This window comes from Citrobacter sp. CtB7.12, from assembly GCF_001297795.1.
Classification (GTDB): domain Bacteria; phylum Pseudomonadota; class Gammaproteobacteria; order Enterobacterales; family Enterobacteriaceae; genus Citrobacter_A; species Citrobacter_A amalonaticus.
Genome location: NZ_LIFT01000006.1, coordinates 37385 through 54350 on the forward strand (window position 1 = coordinate 37385; position 16966 = coordinate 54350).

Consider the following 16966-nt stretch of genomic DNA (forward strand, 5'->3'; position numbering starts at 1 on the left):
AAAAACCCGGTGAAATAAACACCGGGTTTTTTTTACTGAACGGTATCAGTTGTTCGCGGTATCAAACCCAACGTTGATCAGAGCGGTGAGTTCATTGCTGGCAAATAGCCTTGCCCGGTAGCATTCTCCAGGAAACTCCGGATAGCCATCCAGTGAACAGATAAGATCGTAAATCGTTGCAATGAAATTCCCGCTGGCGTCGCTGATAAAGAAAGAACGCGCGTGGTTGGTATAGATAGTGTAGTTGTCATTGTGATCAAAAACCGCCCCCATGAAGTCCGTTACTTGTGGGACACGGGCTGATGCCAATGAAATAGGTTCTGCTGCTTTCGTGATGGTTCTGGCCGTTAAATCAACGGCGTAAAACAGAACACGAGCTTCCAGGGTTTGATACTGCTTTGCAGCGTCTGCTTCCGCGTCGATAGGGCGGATAACAGGCTGACCATCAGACGTTATGCAAGAGCGGTTATCAAAGACAGAAAGGACAAACTTCCCTGCGTTGTAATCTGTGAGACTGGAAAATGCGCTATTACTGGTGACTAAAACGGTATGGCCGCCGTTTTCATTATCGCCAATTCCGGTTGTACTGATATTTATAACCGATTGATCTTCAGGGAATTGTGGGTTGAAACCGCCAGTATCGATTGTCCAGAGAATCCGGCCATCTTCTGGCGATACGCCAAAAGTTATCCCGGCTGAACGGGTGTGGACAATAATAGCCTCACTGTTTTCAGAGCCTGCTGGGATCCAGGAGAGTGAGTTAAGATGCGCATCATTGGTTGGGCTATTATTCAGAATCGAGGCGTTATCGAAGGCGCGAGTGTAATTTTTGGCCCAGATCATTTTCCCCGACTGTTCATTGAATTTTAAGATCCAGGCATCCTGTCTCATTGTAGATGTCGAACGATCCGGTATATCGTTACCGATCATATAAAGGTTATTTGCCGAATCCCAGGCTAGATCGTGCGTATTTGCGTAAAGATTGCCATCACTATCGCGTAAATCATATTCAAGGATTTCATTGCCAAGAATATCAATTTTAAAGAAGCGACGGCCATACCAATGTTCGTCCTCGTCGCTACCTATGTAAAAATACCCATCGTGCGTTCTTAACATTTGGTTGCGATAAGGTTGCGCGAAATAACAGCGGAGGTCACCGTTTTGGTCATAACCATCGCAATTGGTTGTCATTAACCAACTGTTTCCCCACACACTGGCAAATTTTGCGGGATCGTTTTGCTCAATGTTAAGATGAAAAATGGTCGCTTCACGATAAATTTGATCGCGTGTGCTAACCTGGATCGTACTGTTGAAAATTTCATTCCCCGCCTGATTTTTGAAAATGACCTGAACCTGGTTGTTATAATTAGCGTAAAGGCCAATCACCGGGATTTTAATTTCTGTCGTGGTATCGTCAATCAACTCGCTTGACGTGAAAGAAAAGTCTACGCTTGTCTGACTTGTCGTCCTTTTTAACACGGTATATGAAAATGTGGCAGGTATGTCCAGTTGAAACTTGAGCCAGGCAGCAAGCTGATTGTTTGCCGGAGCGAGCACTGTTCCAGTATAAATAATTGCCATAGTATCCACCTGATTAAATAAGATTAGTGTTTGACTTCACTTACGCGCATTTCATTGACTTGCTGAGGGTCGATGACGTTGCCTTTTTTCAGGTAATCAATCACCGCATCGGAGAGGTTATATCCACCGCGGACCTGCTTATTTTTACCGTCGGTAAAAGCCATAAAACCATCACCGCCCGGCGCGAGGAAACTGTTGGTTGCCACGCGATAGGTTTGCGTATCGACAATGTTTTTGCCGTTAAGTGTAAATGCCGTCACGCGCTGGCCGACCGGTTTACGCGGGTCGTAGCGCATTTCAGCGCCTTTCGACATCTGTAATACGCCGTTGCTCAGCGACGCCCCATGCTCCATCAGATTGCGTAATGATTTACCCGTTAAATCCATCACGGTCAGTTCATTAGGGAACGGGAAGGCGCTAATAATATCGCCAAGCGTGAGGGGGCCAGGATTGAGATCGGCGCGTAAACCGCCCGAATTGGTCAGCGCAAGTTGCGCATCAGGCGCGGCGAACAGCATGGCATCGGTAAACAGGTTACCCAGCGATGAGGACTCGCCATAGGCCCGGGTCAACGCAATCGGCGTTTCACCCACTTTTTGGCTCACGGTTTCCGCGAGCTTTTTGTTCCAGCCATCAATCACCTTCTGCGTGACCGGATCGGGTTTCCATTCATCCGCATAAATTGTTTTCAGTTCAAAGCTTTTAACCGTGTGACGATGGTTTTTTGTGTTGACATCCAGCACCAGTTTACCGATATCAATGCCACCGCTGTCGGTCGAGAGGATGAGGGTATTGCCCACTTTAATTGGTTCTGGCGTGCCAACATGCGCATGGCCAGTAATGAGAAGATCGAGGCCTTTGACCTGTTTTGCGGTCTGAATATCCTTATCCAGCGCACGTCTGACGTCCGCATTGCCGATGCTGGACTGGCGCGCCGGTGTGCCTTCGTGCATTAACGCGACGGTGATATCCACTTTTCCACGCAGCTCATCCAGATAGCGCTGTAGATACTTGACTTCATCACGCGCTTCAATTCCCTGGCGCATGGCTGACGACACCGTATCGTCGAAGGCAAACACACCGTGCAAACCGATGACACCGATTTTGACGCCGTCTTTTTCCACAATAGTGTACGGTTTATTCCAGAAGGGCAGAGTGCTGTTCTTAAAAAAAACGTTACCCAATAAAATAGGGAACGTCGCCTGGCTGAACTGCAAAAGGGTATTATCCCAGCCATGGTCAAATTCATGATTCCCGACAGAGGCCGCATCCACCGACATTGTATTCATTATATCGATAATTGCTTTTCCTTTAGTCAGGCTGCTTATATATGGACCGGTAAAATAATCACCGGCATCAAAATAAAACGTCGCCTTATTTTTAGCTTTTTCCTGTTTAACCAGTGTGGAAATATTAGCAAAACCGCCAATCTCCCGTTTACCTTCAGCAATATACGGCAGTTTATACGGTTCAACGTGGGCGTGGAGATCATTGGTATAGATGACGGTAACATCCTGCGCACAGGCATATCCCGCATATCCAGCGATGAGTAACGAGGCAATCAAGCGTTTTTTCATTGTTTATCCTTAACGTATAAATGAGAGTGCTATTTTCGTTTCCGCTTGCCTGGATTTTGTGAGGCTCCTCACGACAGTAAATCTGAATAACCGCCAGAGTTATTCGACTGACAAAATCAGTTGGTCGAGTGAAATGGAAATCCAGGACAAAATACATCTCAATGTTTGTAAAAGTTGGTCGTGCCCCAATCTCGGCGTGGCGGAAGCGGCTGACTATCTTTATCCCGTTTATCGTCTGGGGTATGCGGCGCTGGAATGCCAGAAATGTGGCAGTCTGCCCCCCTTATTTAATGAGCGTGAATTTAACCACTGGTTTGCACGGTTAATAAAAAATAAACCGGACGCAACCGGAACAGAATGCCCGCACTGCTCTGCCAGCGACGTGATTCGCTATGGGCGAACGCAGGCAGGTCATAGTCGATTCCAGTGTCGTCTTTGTCGGACGGTTTTCACTCCCCGACAGACGAAGCGCTGTTTCGAACGCACCATCGAGCCGTTTCTCTTGCGACTTCAGCAGGGTGATTACGCGGCAGAAACCACGCAATATCGACTGCTGGCGAAAGCGGTTAACTGGTGTGAGCAGCAAGCGCATCATGCTAACCGTGATGTGAAACGCGTTGCGACAAAGGTTCTGGCGTTGCCTTTCCAGGGACAGGCGGCAGAACAGCGGCTGTATGTGGTGATCAGCGCTGATGCCTGTTCTGGTCATATTCTCCAGGTCACAACTAACTACTGTGATGAGGCGGTAGGTGACTCTTTGCTTTATACCGGTTCGGCGAGTCCTGTGCCGCAAATGGCGCATGAGTGCTCGGTGGAGTCCCTTCGCTGGCAGGAAATGCAGTTCATGCAAAGATGTCAGTTTGATGAAATTCACTATGGCAGTGCGCGACTGAAAGGCAACGATCGCGGGTGTATCCTTCGCCCTGCGATCGCGATTCACGGTCATTTCCAGCGGTTGAAACGGCGGTTTCCTGCTATCACCGATCACTACCTGGCGCACGAGTGTGTGCTGCGTGGCGCAGCGATTACGGCCTGGTCAGCGGAAGTACAGCGTGGTACGACGAATCTGTGGTTTGTGCTGGAAGATGCCAACCCGCCATCCGGGACAGAGGCGGAGTACAGGCTGACAGGCAGGTGGAACATTGGGTGGTGGAACAATGTCTGGCAGCGGTGGAGTTGCGGCGGAGCGGATAAGATCGTCTGCTCATTAACCGGGCAAAAGCAGGCCGGGAACATTGCTCCGGTTTCTCTGCGCGCCAGCGATGTCTTTGTTCGCTGGCTGTATACGCACCCGTGGTCCTCGGGTCAGTCAGGATTAGGGCCGAAGGTGTTGAGCCGGCATGTCGTGTGCCTTGCGTATCTTTATAATCACTATCGTTAATTTGGTCTGTCGGGAATTCACGACAAATGCGCGCAAGGGGTGTCTCCAAAAAGAGACATATAACTTGTTGATTTTTATGGGGCTAAATCCATTTCGTTTAAGGTGTTGCTAATTGGCGACAGTTTGTATGAAAGTCGTTCACTGCATTAATCGATTAATTATCAATAAAAAACAATTAAATTCATGGTGTTAATAATTTGTTTTGAATGTTGGCATAGTTACTGCATAATAGTAACCAGTGGCTCATTCACCTTCTTATGTCAGCCCCTTCGGGACGTGCTACATAAACTTCGAATGACGCACAACAAGGTGCCTGCCGTCCAACTTCTGATAATAGCGCTGCTTTATCAACCATCGGGCGAAACGTCGAGTTAGGCACCGCCTTATTCCATAACAAAGCCGGGTTCAGCCCGGCTTTGTTGTATCTGGCGTTTCCCTCAGTTAGCATCGTTCTATTCATCTCCTGTGAGAGTAATGCCTTGAAGCGCTGGTCTGTTTTTCCCCGGTCACTACGCCAACTGGTGACGCTGGCATTCCTGCTGATCCTGTTACCGCTGCTGGTCCTCGCCTGGCAGGCGTGGCAAAGCCTGAACGCGCTTAGCGCCCAGGCGGCGCAGACTAACCGTACTACCCTTATCGATGCGCGTCGCAGTGAGGCGATGACCAATGCCGCCCTGGAGATGGAGCGTAGCTATCGTCAGTATTGCGTGCTTGACGATCCGACGCTGGCAAAGGTGTATCAGAGCCAGCGCAAACGCTACAGTGAAATGCTGGACGCCCATGCGGGTGTTCTGCCTGACGATAAGCTGTATCAGGCGTTACGTCAGGATCTGAACGACCTGGCGCAACTGCAATGCCGGAACAGTGGGCCTGAAACCGCCGCGGCCGCGCGACTGGAAGCATTTGCCAACGCCAATACCGAAATGGTGCAAGCGACGCGTACCGTGGTTTTTTCACGCGGGCAGCAGCTACAACAAGAGATTGCCGAGCGTGGACAGTTCTTCGGCTGGCAGGCGCTGGTATTGTTTCTGGTGAGTCTGGCGATGGTGCTGTTGTTCACGCGGATGATTATCGGGCCGGTAAAGGGCATTGAGCGGATGATCAATCGTCTGGGGGAAGGGCGATCTCTGGGCAGTACCGTCACCTTTACCGGACCGCGCGAACTGCGTTCCGTTGGGCAGCGGATCATCTGGTTGAGCGAGCGCCTCTCCTGGCTGGAGTCTCAACGCCATCAATTTTTGCGCCATCTCTCCCATGAGTTGAAAACCCCGCTGGCCAGCATGCGTGAAGGCACCGAACTGCTGGCGGACCAGGTAGTGGGGCCACTGACGCCGGAACAAAAAGAGGTGGTTGGCATTCTCGATGACAGTAGCCGTAACCTACAAAAATTGATTGAACAACTACTTGATTACAACCGCAAACTGGCGGATAGCGCCATTGAAATGGAAAGCGTGGAGATTGAACCGCTGGTAGATATGGTGGTTTCCGCTCATAGTCTACCGGCTCGCGCTAAAATGATGCATACCGACATTGCGCTGGCGGCCGATCGCTGCCTGGCCGAGCCGATGTTACTGATGAGCGTACTGGATAATCTTTATTCCAATGCGGTGCACTATGGGGCTGAATCCGGTAACATCCGTATTCGCAGCCGCTTACAGGGATCAACCGTGTATATCGATGTTATCAACACCGGAACTCCTATTCCTGAAGCGGAAAGAACTATGATTTTCGAACCTTTTTTCCAGGGAAGTCATCAACGGAAAGGGGCAGTGAAAGGGAGCGGACTGGGGCTAAGTATCGCCAGAGATTGTATCCGCCGTATGCAGGGTGAGCTCTATCTTGTCGATGAACAGGCGCAAGAGGTTTGCTTCCGCATAGAACTGCCGTTATCTGCAACGAAAAACGACTAAATAATGCTAAGCCTGGTGAATATGCCACACGTTTTTTCTCACATTTTCCAACGTCTATTCTCCCGCCAGTTCATCCTGGCGGGAATGCCGTGCCTTGCGCTGATGGGGTGTACGCCGCATTCAGTGAAGCACATCACCGGGGATGCGCCGCAGGATGCCCTCCCGACGTATCAACTGGCGGATTATCTGTCTGTTGAGTGTACTGATATCTGGGCATTGCAGGGGCAATCGACGGATACCAACCCTCTTTACTGGCTGCGCGCCATTGACTGCGCAGATCGCCTGCTACCGGTGCAGTCGCGCAGCGAGGCCCGCTCGCTGAGTGACGACAGCTGGCAAAACGCTTTTAAGCGCGGCATCTTGCTGGCGAATGCCAAAATTACGCCGCTGGAGCGTCGCGAAAACGTCTCGCGACTGGATGCGTTCAGCCCGCAGATCCCGGCGCAGGTGCGCCCGCTTTATCAGGTCTGGCGCGACGGACAGTCGTTACAGCTCCAGCTCGCCGAAGAACGCCAGCGTTACAGCAAACTGCAGCAAACGACCGATGGCGATCTGGATACGCTGCGTCAGCAGCATCAGCACCTTCAGGCACAGCTCGATCTCACCACGCGTAAACTGGAGAACCTGACCGATATTGAGCGCCAGCTTTCCACCCGTAAACCGGCGGGAAATTACAATCCGGATGCGACGCATGGCGGCGACAAGTCTGAGGGACAAGCCCCGGAATCATCACAAGATGAGGTGACCCCATAATGAGTCGTAAACCGGCGCATTTACTGCTCGTGGATGATGATCCAGGCCTGTTAAAACTGCTGGGCATGCGTCTGACCAGTGAAGGCTATAGCGTGGTGACCGCAGAGAGCGGGGCAGAAGGGCTGCGTGTTTTGAACCGTGAAAAAGTGGATCTGGTGATAAGCGATCTGCGGATGGATGAGATGGACGGCATGCAGCTGTTCAGCGAGATCCAGAAGGTGCAGCCGGGAATGCCGGTCATCATTCTTACCGCCCACGGTTCGATTCCGGATGCGGTCGCGGCAACGCAAAAGGGCGTGTTCAGCTTCCTGACTAAACCCGTGGATAAAGATGCGCTGTATCAGGCGATTGACGAGGCGCTTGAGCAGTCGGCACCCGCCACGGATGATAGCTGGCGTGAATCGATTGTTACCCGTAGCCCGCTGATGCTGCGTCTGCTGGAGCAGGCGCGGATGGTGGCACAGTCCGACGTCAGCGTATTGATCAATGGTCAGAGCGGTACCGGGAAAGAGATCTTCGCCCAGGCTATTCACAATGCCAGCCCGCGAAGCAGTAAACCGTTTATTGCCATCAACTGTGGGGCGCTACCGGAACAATTGCTGGAGTCGGAGTTATTCGGCCACTCGCGCGGCGCGTTTACCGGCGCGGTGAGTAACCGCGAGGGGCTGTTTCAGGCGGCGGAAGGCGGGACGCTGTTCCTGGACGAGATTGGCGACATGCCCGCGCCGCTACAGGTCAAACTGCTGCGCGTCTTGCAGGAACGCAAAGTCAGACCGCTTGGCAGCAACCGCGACATCGATATTGATGTGCGTATTATCTCGGCAACCCACCGTGACTTGCCGAAAGCCATGGCGCGCGGCGAGTTTCGTGAAGATTTATACTACCGCCTCAACGTGGTAAGTCTGAAGATCCCGGCGCTGGCGGAGCGGACCGAAGATATTCCGCTGCTGGCAAATCATCTGCTGCGCCAGTCGGCGGAGCGGCATAAGCCGTTTGTGCGGGCGTTTTCGACGGATGCAATGAAGCGGCTAATGACCGCCAGTTGGCCGGGCAACGTGCGTCAACTGGTGAACGTGATTGAACAGTGTGTGGCGCTGACCTCTTCGCCGGTTATCAGCGATGCGCTGGTGGAACAGGCGCTGGAAGGGGAAAATACCGCGCTGCCGACTTTTGTTGAAGCGCGTAACCAGTTTGAACTGAACTATCTGCGCAAGTTGCTGCAAATCACCAAAGGCAATGTGACGCATGCGGCAAGAATGGCGGGCCGTAACCGGACGGAGTTCTACAAACTCCTGTCACGCCATGAGCTGGATGCAAACGATTTCAAAGAATAACGTTGCGTAATATGTTACGTTTACCCGATTAAAAGACAGGCGACCTTTTCAAGGACTAGCATGAAAAAGATTGATGCGATTATTAAACCCTTCAAGCTCGATGATGTTCGTGAAGCGCTGGCTGAAGTCGGTATTACCGGGATGACCGTCACCGAAGTGAAAGGCTTTGGGCGTCAGAAAGGGCATACCGAGCTGTACCGCGGCGCGGAATACATGGTGGATTTTCTGCCGAAGGTGAAAATTGAAATCGTCGTACCAGACGATATCGTTGAAACCTGCGTGGATACCATTATTCGCACAGCGCAGACGGGCAAAATCGGCGATGGTAAGATCTTCGTCTTTGATGTGGCGCGCGTGGTGCGTATCCGTACCGGTGAAGAAGACGACGCGGCAATTTAAGCCGCGCCGTGCGCATGCCGGATGGTGGCGTAAACGCCTTATCCGGCCCTGCATCCTATAGGCCGGATAAGCACAGCGCCATCAGGCATGACATCATTACAAGACCTTATGCGGGCCGAAGCATTCGTAATGAATGTTTTCGTTTTTCACACCCAGCTCAACAAGCTGCTTCGCGGCAAACTGCATAAAGCCCACCGGACCGCACAGATAAAACTGCATCGCCGGATCGCTGATTGCGCCTTCCAGTTTGTTCAAATCCATCAGCCCAACGCTATCAAACGCGCCTTTCGCGCGATCGGCTTCGGTTGGCTCACGATACCAGGTGTGGGCGCTAAAGCGTGGCAGCATTTTACCCAGTTCACTCACTTCATCGGCAAACGCATGGACGTCGCCGTTTTCTGCGGCGTGGAACCAGTTGACCTGCGCGGTGTGGTTTGCTTTTGCCAGCGTATCCAGCATTGCCAGCATGGGCGTTTGACCGACGCCAGCAGAGATCAGGGAAACCGGCGTATTCGGGGTGACTGCCATAAAGAAATCGCCAGCAGGTGCGGCCAAATGCACGACATCGCCGATGTTCGCATGGTTATGCAGCCAGTTTGATACCTGACCGCCTTCTTCACGTTTCACGGCAATACGGTAGCTTTTACCATCCGCTTTACGGGTCAGAGAATACTGACGAATCTCCTGATGCGGGAAGCCTTCCGGTTTCAGCCAGACACCAAGATACTGGCCAGGCTGGTATTCGGCCACGGTGCCGCCGTCTACCGGTTCAAGTTCAAAGCTGGTAATCAGTGCGCTGCGCGGGGTTTTCGCCACGATCCGGAACGGACGCGTGCCTTCCCAGCCACCGTTTTTACGGGCGTTTTCACTGTAGATTTGCGCTTCGCGGTTGATAAAGACATTCGCCAACACGCCGTAGGCTTTGCCCCACGCATCCAGCACGTCCTGGCCTGGACTGAACATTTCGTCGAGGGTTGCCAGCAGGTGCGTACCGACAATGTTGTACTGCTCAGGTTTTATCTGAAAGCTGGTGTGCTTTTGGGCGATTTTCTCAACTGCAGGCAGCAGGGCAGGCAGATTCTCAATATTGCTGGCATAAGCGGCAATGGCATTAAACAGGGCTTCACGCTGATCGCCATTACGCTGGTTGCTCATGTTAAAAATTTCTTTGAGTTCAGGGTTATGAGCGAACATGCGATCGTAAAAATGGGCGGTCAGTTTGGGGCCGGTTTCTACCAGCAGGGGAATGGTGGCTTTTACAGTGGCGATGGTTTGGGCGTCAAGCATACGGTCTTCCTTTATGTGAATCTTTAATGATGTATGTCAAATACATCTTATAAAAAATATCCCTGCTTTGTAAATGGTTCTTTGACGCTTGACGTGTTAAACGTTACAACGTGAAAAATCTGCATCACAAACCTGAAAAGAAATCCGTTGAAATTCGTAAGGTCTTCATTCCGCAAAGCCTTGTGTCCTGTGAAGGTAATCGTTTGCGTAAATTCCTTTGTCAAGACCTGTTATCACAGAATGATTCAGTTATACTGTTGCCCGTTGTCCAACAGGACCGCCTTTTAAGGCCAAAAATTCTATCGTTAGCTGAGTCAGGAGATGCGGATGTTAAAGCGTGAAATGAACATTGCCGATTATGATGCCGAACTGTGGCAGGCTATGGAGCAGGAAAAAGTACGTCAGGAAGAGCACATCGAACTGATCGCCTCCGAAAACTACACCAGTCCGCGTGTCATGCAGGCGCAGGGCTCTCAGCTGACTAACAAATACGCTGAAGGATATCCGGGCAAGCGCTACTACGGCGGCTGCGAATACGTCGATATCGTTGAGCAACTGGCGATTGATCGCGCCAAAGAACTGTTTGGCGCAGACTACGCTAACGTACAGCCGCACTCCGGCTCTCAGGCTAACTTCGCGGTCTACACCGCGCTGCTGCAACCCGGTGATACCGTTCTGGGTATGAACCTGGCGCAAGGCGGCCACCTGACTCACGGCTCTCCGGTGAACTTCTCTGGCAAACTGTACAACATCGTACCTTACGGTATCGATGAGTCCGGTAAAATTGACTACGAAGAGATGGCGCAACTGGCGCAGACGCACAAACCGAAAATGATCATCGGTGGCTTCTCAGCTTATTCCGGCGTGGTTGACTGGGCAAAAATGCGTGAAATCGCTGACAGCATCGGTGCGTACCTGTTCGTTGATATGGCCCACGTTGCGGGTCTGATTGCCGCAGGCGTTTACCCGAACCCGGTTCCGCATGCACACGTTGTGACCACCACCACCCACAAAACCCTGGCGGGTCCGCGCGGCGGCCTGATCCTGGCGAAAGGCGGTGATGAAGAGCTGTACAAAAAACTGAACTCTGCCGTTTTCCCAAGCGCGCAGGGCGGCCCGTTGATGCACGTGATTGCCGGTAAAGCGGTTGCACTGAAAGAAGCGATGGAGCCAGAGTTCAAAGTCTACCAGCAGCAGGTTGCGAAAAACGCCAAAGCGATGGTGGAAGTGTTCCTGAACCGTGGCTACAAAGTGGTGTCCGGCGGTACTGAAAACCACCTGTTCTTGCTGGATCTGGTGGACAAAAACCTGACCGGTAAAGAAGCTGACGCCGCACTGGGTCGTGCCAATATCACCGTGAACAAAAACAGCGTGCCGAACGATCCGAAGAGCCCGTTCGTCACTTCCGGTATCCGTATCGGTTCTCCGGCCATTACGCGTCGCGGCTTTAAAGAAGCGGAAGCGAAAGAGCTGGCGGGCTGGATGTGTGATGTGCTGGACAACATCAATGATGAAGCGGTAATCGAGCGCATCAAAGGGAAAGTTCTGGATATCTGCGCACGCTTCCCGGTTTACGCATAATTCCGTTTTGCTGCAAGCAAAAGGCCGCCGATGCGGCCTTTTTCCTTTTTAGCGCCGGTCAATGGAAATCGCGCCCGGCCCTGTCAGCGCCAGTAGCAGGAAACCGCCTGCGATACTGACATTCTTATAGAAGTTAATCATATTCGGTCCCACCGCATCACCGGTCATATTCCAGAAGTGATGACCGATCACGGCGGTACCCAGCGTATAGAAAACGAAAATAACCGCCAGTGGACGCGTGAAAAAGCCCAGCACAATCAGTATCGCTGCCGGAACCTCCATAACAACGGCAATGATCGCAGCAAGCATCGGCGCAGGGGTACCGAGAGACGTCATATATTGTACGGTACCGTCGAACCCTGTCAGTTTAGGAAAGCCAAAAATAATAAACAGAATTGCCAGCGCAATACGGGCAATCAATAAAAACAGATGGCGTGATTCTCCAAAATCAAAATAACGTAACGTGTTCATAGCAGGCTCATTAGCATGAGTAATGTACTTTAAAACTACTACACAACCCCGAGCCTCGCCATTCGCGCCATAAGCTTATATTTCGTTCAGTTGCGACTCCACGTACAGATAGCCAATGCCCATCAGTTGCTGGGCGCGGGTCAGCGTGCCAACGCTAATTTGCGTCGCTTTCGCCCGCGGGTTATCGCCGTGATCGAAAGGGTTAAACCCCGTCTGTTGCCGTAGCGTATTGAGCCAGGATTCACCAAAGGCGCAACTGCGTCCGTACAGCCAGATCTGGTTGATATTCAGGATATTAAGAAAGTTATACAGGCTTAAACCAATCGCGCTGGCGGCATGTTCCACCCATGCCTGAATGCGTACATCACCCTTGCGCCAGGCGTCGATCAGTAAATCCGTGGTCAGCGTTTCCGGATCCCTTCCCGGCACTGGCTGCGCCTTCATCCAGACTCTGGCCTGCTTTTTCAGCGCGCTCAGGGAGGCGACGGTTTCCAGACAGCCGTAACGACCGCAGTCGCAGGCGATCCCGTCGGGGTTAACAATGGTATGCCCAATCTGACCGCTGCCGTACAGGCTACCGCGCCAGATATTGTCGTGAATGACGAACGATGAGCCAATGCCGTAATCGACGTTAATCACGCAGAAGTCCTCGTTGGCCGCCGGGTTTTGCCACTTTTCCGCCAGTGCCAGCATCACGCAGTCGTTGTCGAGGCGGACCTGTATACCGAGTCGTTCCTCCAGCAGATACTTGATTTCCACCGGCGTTTTCCACGGCGCCTGTGGCATCGTTTTCGATGCACCGGTGATCGGATCCACCTGACCGTGGACGCCCAGCGCGAGGTTGATCGTGGTGTCGGGATAGCGCTGACGCCAGCGCCGCCAGTGGTTGGCTATTGCGGCAAGCAGCGCGTCAGGCGTCGCGGCGTTAATCACCTCATGCTGCCAGTCGCCAACCGCCACCAGACGCGCATCGGCCAGCTGGCTGGTCAGACTGGTCGGGGTGACGTTCATGCACAGCGTCCACGCGCCCTGTACCGGCAGATGAAAACTCCCGCTGCTGAGCCCGCGCTGGCTCAGCGTTTCACGGGAGTGGCACAGCCGCCCTTCGTCCAGCAATTCTTCAAGAATGTTACTCACCGCCGGAATCGACAGGCCGGTGAGCTGCGCCAGCTGCGATTTACTGAGCTGCTTTTCGCGCCACAAATGCGACAGGAAGATCTGTTTATTCGCCTGTCTGACACGGGCGTTATTGAATCCCGAACGCTGCATACACTTAACTCCCTTAACTATATTGCGTGAGCATTGCGCATTTTACCGCCAGTTAACTGCCACACAATAGCCACAAGATGACATTTTACTTTTGTTTATTGAGTGGAGGCAGCATGTACGGTTCAGTTAAGGTCTGGCAGGAAACCCTCTCACTACCGACCTGGACAGTGGGTGAGGAAGATCCGAACCCGATGTTTCTGGAAAAACGGGTTTATCAGGGCTCCTCAGGTGCGGTTTACCCCTACGGTGTGATCGACACCCTGACCGGCAAGCGCGAGATGCGCGATTACCAGGCCGTGTGGATGGAAAACGATTTTATCCGCGTCATGCTGCTGCCCGAACTGGGGGGGCGTATTCACCGTGCGTATGACAAAGTGCAGCAGCGCGATTTTGTCTATTACAACGAAGTGGTGAAGCCTGCGCTGGTTGGCCTGCTGGGGCCGTGGATCTCCGGCGGTATCGAATTTAACTGGCCGCAGCACCATCGCCCCACCACTTTTATGCCGGTAGATTTTACACAGCGGGCAGGGGAACACGGCGAACAAACCGTCTGGATGGGTGAAGTGGAGCCGATGCGCGGTCTGCAGGTGATGACTGGATTCACCCTCTACCCGGATCGCGCGTTGATAGAAATCACCGGTAAAGTCTTCAACGGCAACGCCACGCCACGTCATTTTTTATGGTGGGCGAACCCGGCGGTGAAGGGCGGCGACGATCATCAAAGCGTGTTCCCGCCTGATGTCACGGCGGTGTTCGATCACGGCAAGCGCGATGTCTCCGCTTTTCCGATCGCCACGGGCACCTATTACAAAGTTGACTACTCGGCAGGGGTGGATATCTCCCGCTATAAGAATGTGCCGGTGCCGACTTCGTACATGGCGGAAAAATCGGACTATGATTTTGTCGGTGCCTGGCATCACGGTGAGCGCGGCGGGTTGCTCCATGTTGCCGATCATCACATCTCGCCGGGGAAAAAGCAGTGGAGCTGGGGCTACGGGGATTTTGGCGTGGCCTGGGATCGTAACCTGACCGATGAGAATGGCCCGTACATCGAATTAATGACCGGGGTGTTTACCGACAACCAGCCGGATTTCACCTGGCTTGCACCTTATGAAGAGAAGGTATTCGTCCAGAACTTCCTGCCATACAGTGAATTAGGAATGGTGCAAAACGCCAGTATCGACCTGGCGTTGCGACTGGTGCGTGATGAAAGCCAGCTGTCCGTTGGTGTCTATGCGGTTGCGCCATTGCAGGATGTGCAAGTGACGCTCAGTGCAGACGGCGCGCCTTTCTTCGAAACCACGCTGACGCTGGCACCGGGGAAAAGCTGGCTAACGACGCTTGTCGATTCGGGCTATGCGCGGATCACCATGACGGTCACCCGTCACGACGGTCAGACATTGCTGCAATACGAAGAGCATATTGCTGACGATTTGCCGCTGCCCTCGGCGGCAACGGCCCCGGCACAGCCGGAGGCATTATCTAACACTGATGAACTTTACTTTATCGGTCAGCATCTGGAGCAGTACAACCACGCCAGTCGTTACGCCGGGGATTACTATCGCCGGGCGCTGGAAATAGATCCGCTGGATTACCGCAACAACGTTGCACTGGGGACGCTGGCATTGAACCAGGCTGACTGGGCGCAAGCTGAACGCTGCGCGAAAGCGGCATTAGCGCGGGCGCATCACCTGAACAAAAACCCGCGCGATGGCGAAGCCAGTATGCTGTTAGCCGCTGCGCGGGAGCGCCAGGGCGATTGCCAGCAGGCCTGGGATCATTACTACAAGGCGAGCTGGAGCGGAAACTGTCGCGACGCGGCCTTCTGGGCACTGGCCCGGCTTGCGATGGCGCGTGGCGATCATGCAGATGCACTGGCAAAAGTAACGCAGAGTTTGCGCTTTAACGGCAGCAACAATCTGGCGATGGGACTGAAAGCGCTGGTACTGGCAGAACTGGGGCGCACGTCTGAGGCGCTGAAGTACATCGAGCAGCAGCGTAATGACTATCCGCTTAGCTACGTGCTGCACTATGCCCGCTGGGCGATATGCCGGGATGAACCGTCGAAAACGGCGCTTATCACCATTACCGGTCGCCGAGGTACTAACGCCTGCGAACTGGCAGGATGGCTACTCTCTTTCGGTCAAAAAGCTGCAGCCCGCGAACTGCTGGAACTGCTGGACAGTCAGGAAACGCTGCCGTTGCTGTGGCGGGCGTCGCTGAGCGACCATCCGCAGCCGTTCATCGCCCAGGCGCGTGCTTGCCTGCCTAACCGGGTACGTTTCCCGAATACCCTCGACGAAGTACAGATGCTGCAAACGCTGGAGCATAGTGCTTACGCCCGCTATCTGTTGGGCTGCTTCTGGTACAGCAAACGCCGCTACGAAGAGGCGCTTACCTGCTGGCAATTTACCCTGCAACAGGAGCCTGAATTTGCGCCTGTGCACCGTCTGCTGGGGATTTATGCGTGGAACAAACAGCACGATGCCGCCAGGGCACACCAGTATTTGTCACAGGCCGTGGCGCTGGAACCTGATAACGCCCGCTTCCTGTTTGAACTGGATTACCTCAATAAACTCCTGGCGACGCCTGCTGAACAGCGTCTGCAACAGCTGGAATCGCGTAAGGCGGTGGTGTTCCTGCGTGACGATTTAATCGTGGAGTTGCTCAGCCTGTGGAACGGACTGGGCCACTACGATGATGCCGCGAAGGTGCTTAGCGAGCGCGTATTCCACCCCTGGGAAGGGGGCGAAGGGAAAGCGACCGGGCAGTACCTGCTGAACCAGATGCACCGGGCGCTGGCGGCGATTGGCAAAGAGGAATTCTCCGACGCAGTCAGTCTGCTACAACAGGCGCTGATCTATCCGCATAACCTGGGGGAAGGGCGCTTACCCGGACAAACCGATAACGATATCTGGTATCTGTTGGGCTATTGCGCTCAGCGTCAGGGATATCATGACGAAGCGCATCGTTACTTTGCCCGCGCCACCCGTGGTGGAAGCACGCTGGATGCCGGACGCTACTACAACGATCAGCCCGTGGACTATCTCTTCTGGCAGGGCATGGCGCTGAAACAGTTGGGTGAACGTGACGATGCAGAGCAGCTTTTCCACAGCTTCCTGCAATGGGTGACATCACAACGCGACCACGTGCCGGAGGTGGATTTCTTCGCCGTCTCATTACCGGATCTGGTGGTGCTCGATACGCCGGCGGAGGCAAAGCACCAGCAGCACTGCCTGTTTATTACCGCGTTGGGGCATCTGGGGCTTGGGGATTTATCCGCCTGCCAGCAGGCGCTTGACGTACTTCTGCAACAGAACCCGGCGCATGACAAAGCTCTGCTTGTGCGCCATGTCATCAGACTGGAGTTATTGCACTAACCCTGAACCGGTGGCGGTAACGCCACCGGAAACCTACTGTTCC

General features: G+C 53.3%; 12 protein-coding genes. 7 read left to right on the forward strand and 5 right to left on the reverse strand.

The features are described 5' to 3' along the window. Nucleotides 1–45: 45 nt before the first annotated feature. The gene (locus tag AOY24_RS09455; RefSeq protein ID WP_054176533.1) at nt 46–1581 is read right to left on the reverse strand and encodes an aryl-sulfate sulfotransferase N-terminal domain-containing protein; all 1536 of its coding nucleotides are present in this window, start codon (nt 1579–1581) and stop codon (nt 46–48) included. A 23-nt stretch (nt 1582–1604) separates the two neighbouring features. After that, nucleotides 1605–3158 carry a bifunctional UDP-sugar hydrolase/5'-nucleotidase gene (locus AOY24_RS09460; RefSeq protein ID WP_054176534.1) on the reverse strand — a complete coding sequence of 518 codons (1554 nt, stop codon included), beginning with the start codon at nt 3156–3158 and terminating at the stop codon, nt 1605–1607. Between the two features lie 133 nt (nt 3159–3291). Here AOY24_RS09460 and AOY24_RS09465 point away from each other — a divergent pair, with 133 nt between their 5' ends. The 5 genes from AOY24_RS09465 to glnB all read left to right on the forward strand — a co-directional run bounded on the left by AOY24_RS09465 (nt 3292) and on the right by glnB (nt 8935). Then, nucleotides 3292–4539, forward strand: a complete 1248-nt coding sequence (locus AOY24_RS09465; RefSeq protein WP_054176535.1) for an IS1 family transposase — start codon at nt 3292–3294, stop codon at nt 4537–4539. Nucleotides 4540–5018: 479 nt separating this feature from the next. Then, nucleotides 5019–6449 (forward strand): two component system sensor histidine kinase QseE/GlrK, encoded by a 1431-nt coding sequence (qseE, locus tag AOY24_RS09470; protein WP_054176536.1) that lies wholly within the window; start codon nt 5019–5021, stop codon nt 6447–6449. Nucleotides 6450–6470: 21 nt separating this feature from the next. Beyond that, on the forward strand, nt 6471–7202 hold the full coding sequence (gene qseG, locus AOY24_RS09475; RefSeq protein ID WP_044253128.1) for a two-component system QseEF-associated lipoprotein QseG: 732 nt from the start codon (nt 6471–6473) through the stop codon (nt 7200–7202). Beyond that, nucleotides 7202–8536 (forward strand): two-component system response regulator GlrR, encoded by a 1335-nt coding sequence (glrR, locus tag AOY24_RS09480; protein ID WP_086512879.1) that lies wholly within the window; start codon nt 7202–7204, stop codon nt 8534–8536. The genes qseG and glrR overlap by 1 nt, the downstream gene beginning before the upstream one ends. Before the next feature lie 60 nt (nt 8537–8596). Further along, nucleotides 8597–8935 carry a nitrogen regulatory protein P-II gene (glnB, locus tag AOY24_RS09485; protein ID WP_012906673.1) on the forward strand — a complete coding sequence of 113 codons (339 nt, stop codon included), beginning with the start codon at nt 8597–8599 and terminating at the stop codon, nt 8933–8935. 96 nt (nt 8936–9031) lie between these two features. On the opposite strand, the gene hmpA is transcribed toward glnB, so the two are convergent. After that, nucleotides 9032–10222: an NO-inducible flavohemoprotein gene (gene hmpA / locus AOY24_RS09490; RefSeq protein ID WP_044253124.1), complete on the reverse strand. Its 1191-nt coding sequence runs from the start codon at nt 10220–10222 to the stop codon at nt 9032–9034. Nucleotides 10223–10549: 327 nt separating this feature from the next. Here hmpA and glyA point away from each other — a divergent pair, with 327 nt between their 5' ends. Then, nucleotides 10550–11803, forward strand: a complete 1254-nt coding sequence (gene glyA / locus AOY24_RS09495) for a serine hydroxymethyltransferase (protein ID WP_042999800.1) — start codon at nt 10550–10552, stop codon at nt 11801–11803. 48 nt (nt 11804–11851) lie between these two features. On the opposite strand, the gene AOY24_RS09500 is transcribed toward glyA, so the two are convergent. Together AOY24_RS09500 and AOY24_RS09505 are read right to left on the reverse strand one after the other, a co-directional pair. Next, entirely contained in the window at nt 11852–12274 is a 423-nt protein-coding gene (locus AOY24_RS09500; RefSeq protein ID WP_042999801.1) for a DoxX family protein, read from the reverse strand. A 75-nt stretch (nt 12275–12349) separates the two neighbouring features. Then, nucleotides 12350–13543, reverse strand: coding sequence for an ROK family transcriptional regulator (locus tag AOY24_RS09505; RefSeq protein WP_044327568.1), 1194 nt, complete (start codon nt 13541–13543; stop codon nt 12350–12352). Between the two features lie 113 nt (nt 13544–13656). Between AOY24_RS09505 and AOY24_RS09510 the strand changes: the two genes are divergently transcribed. Further along, nucleotides 13657–16923: a DUF5107 domain-containing protein gene (locus AOY24_RS09510; protein ID WP_054176537.1), complete on the forward strand. Its 3267-nt coding sequence runs from the start codon at nt 13657–13659 to the stop codon at nt 16921–16923. Nucleotides 16924–16966 lie beyond the last annotated feature (43 nt).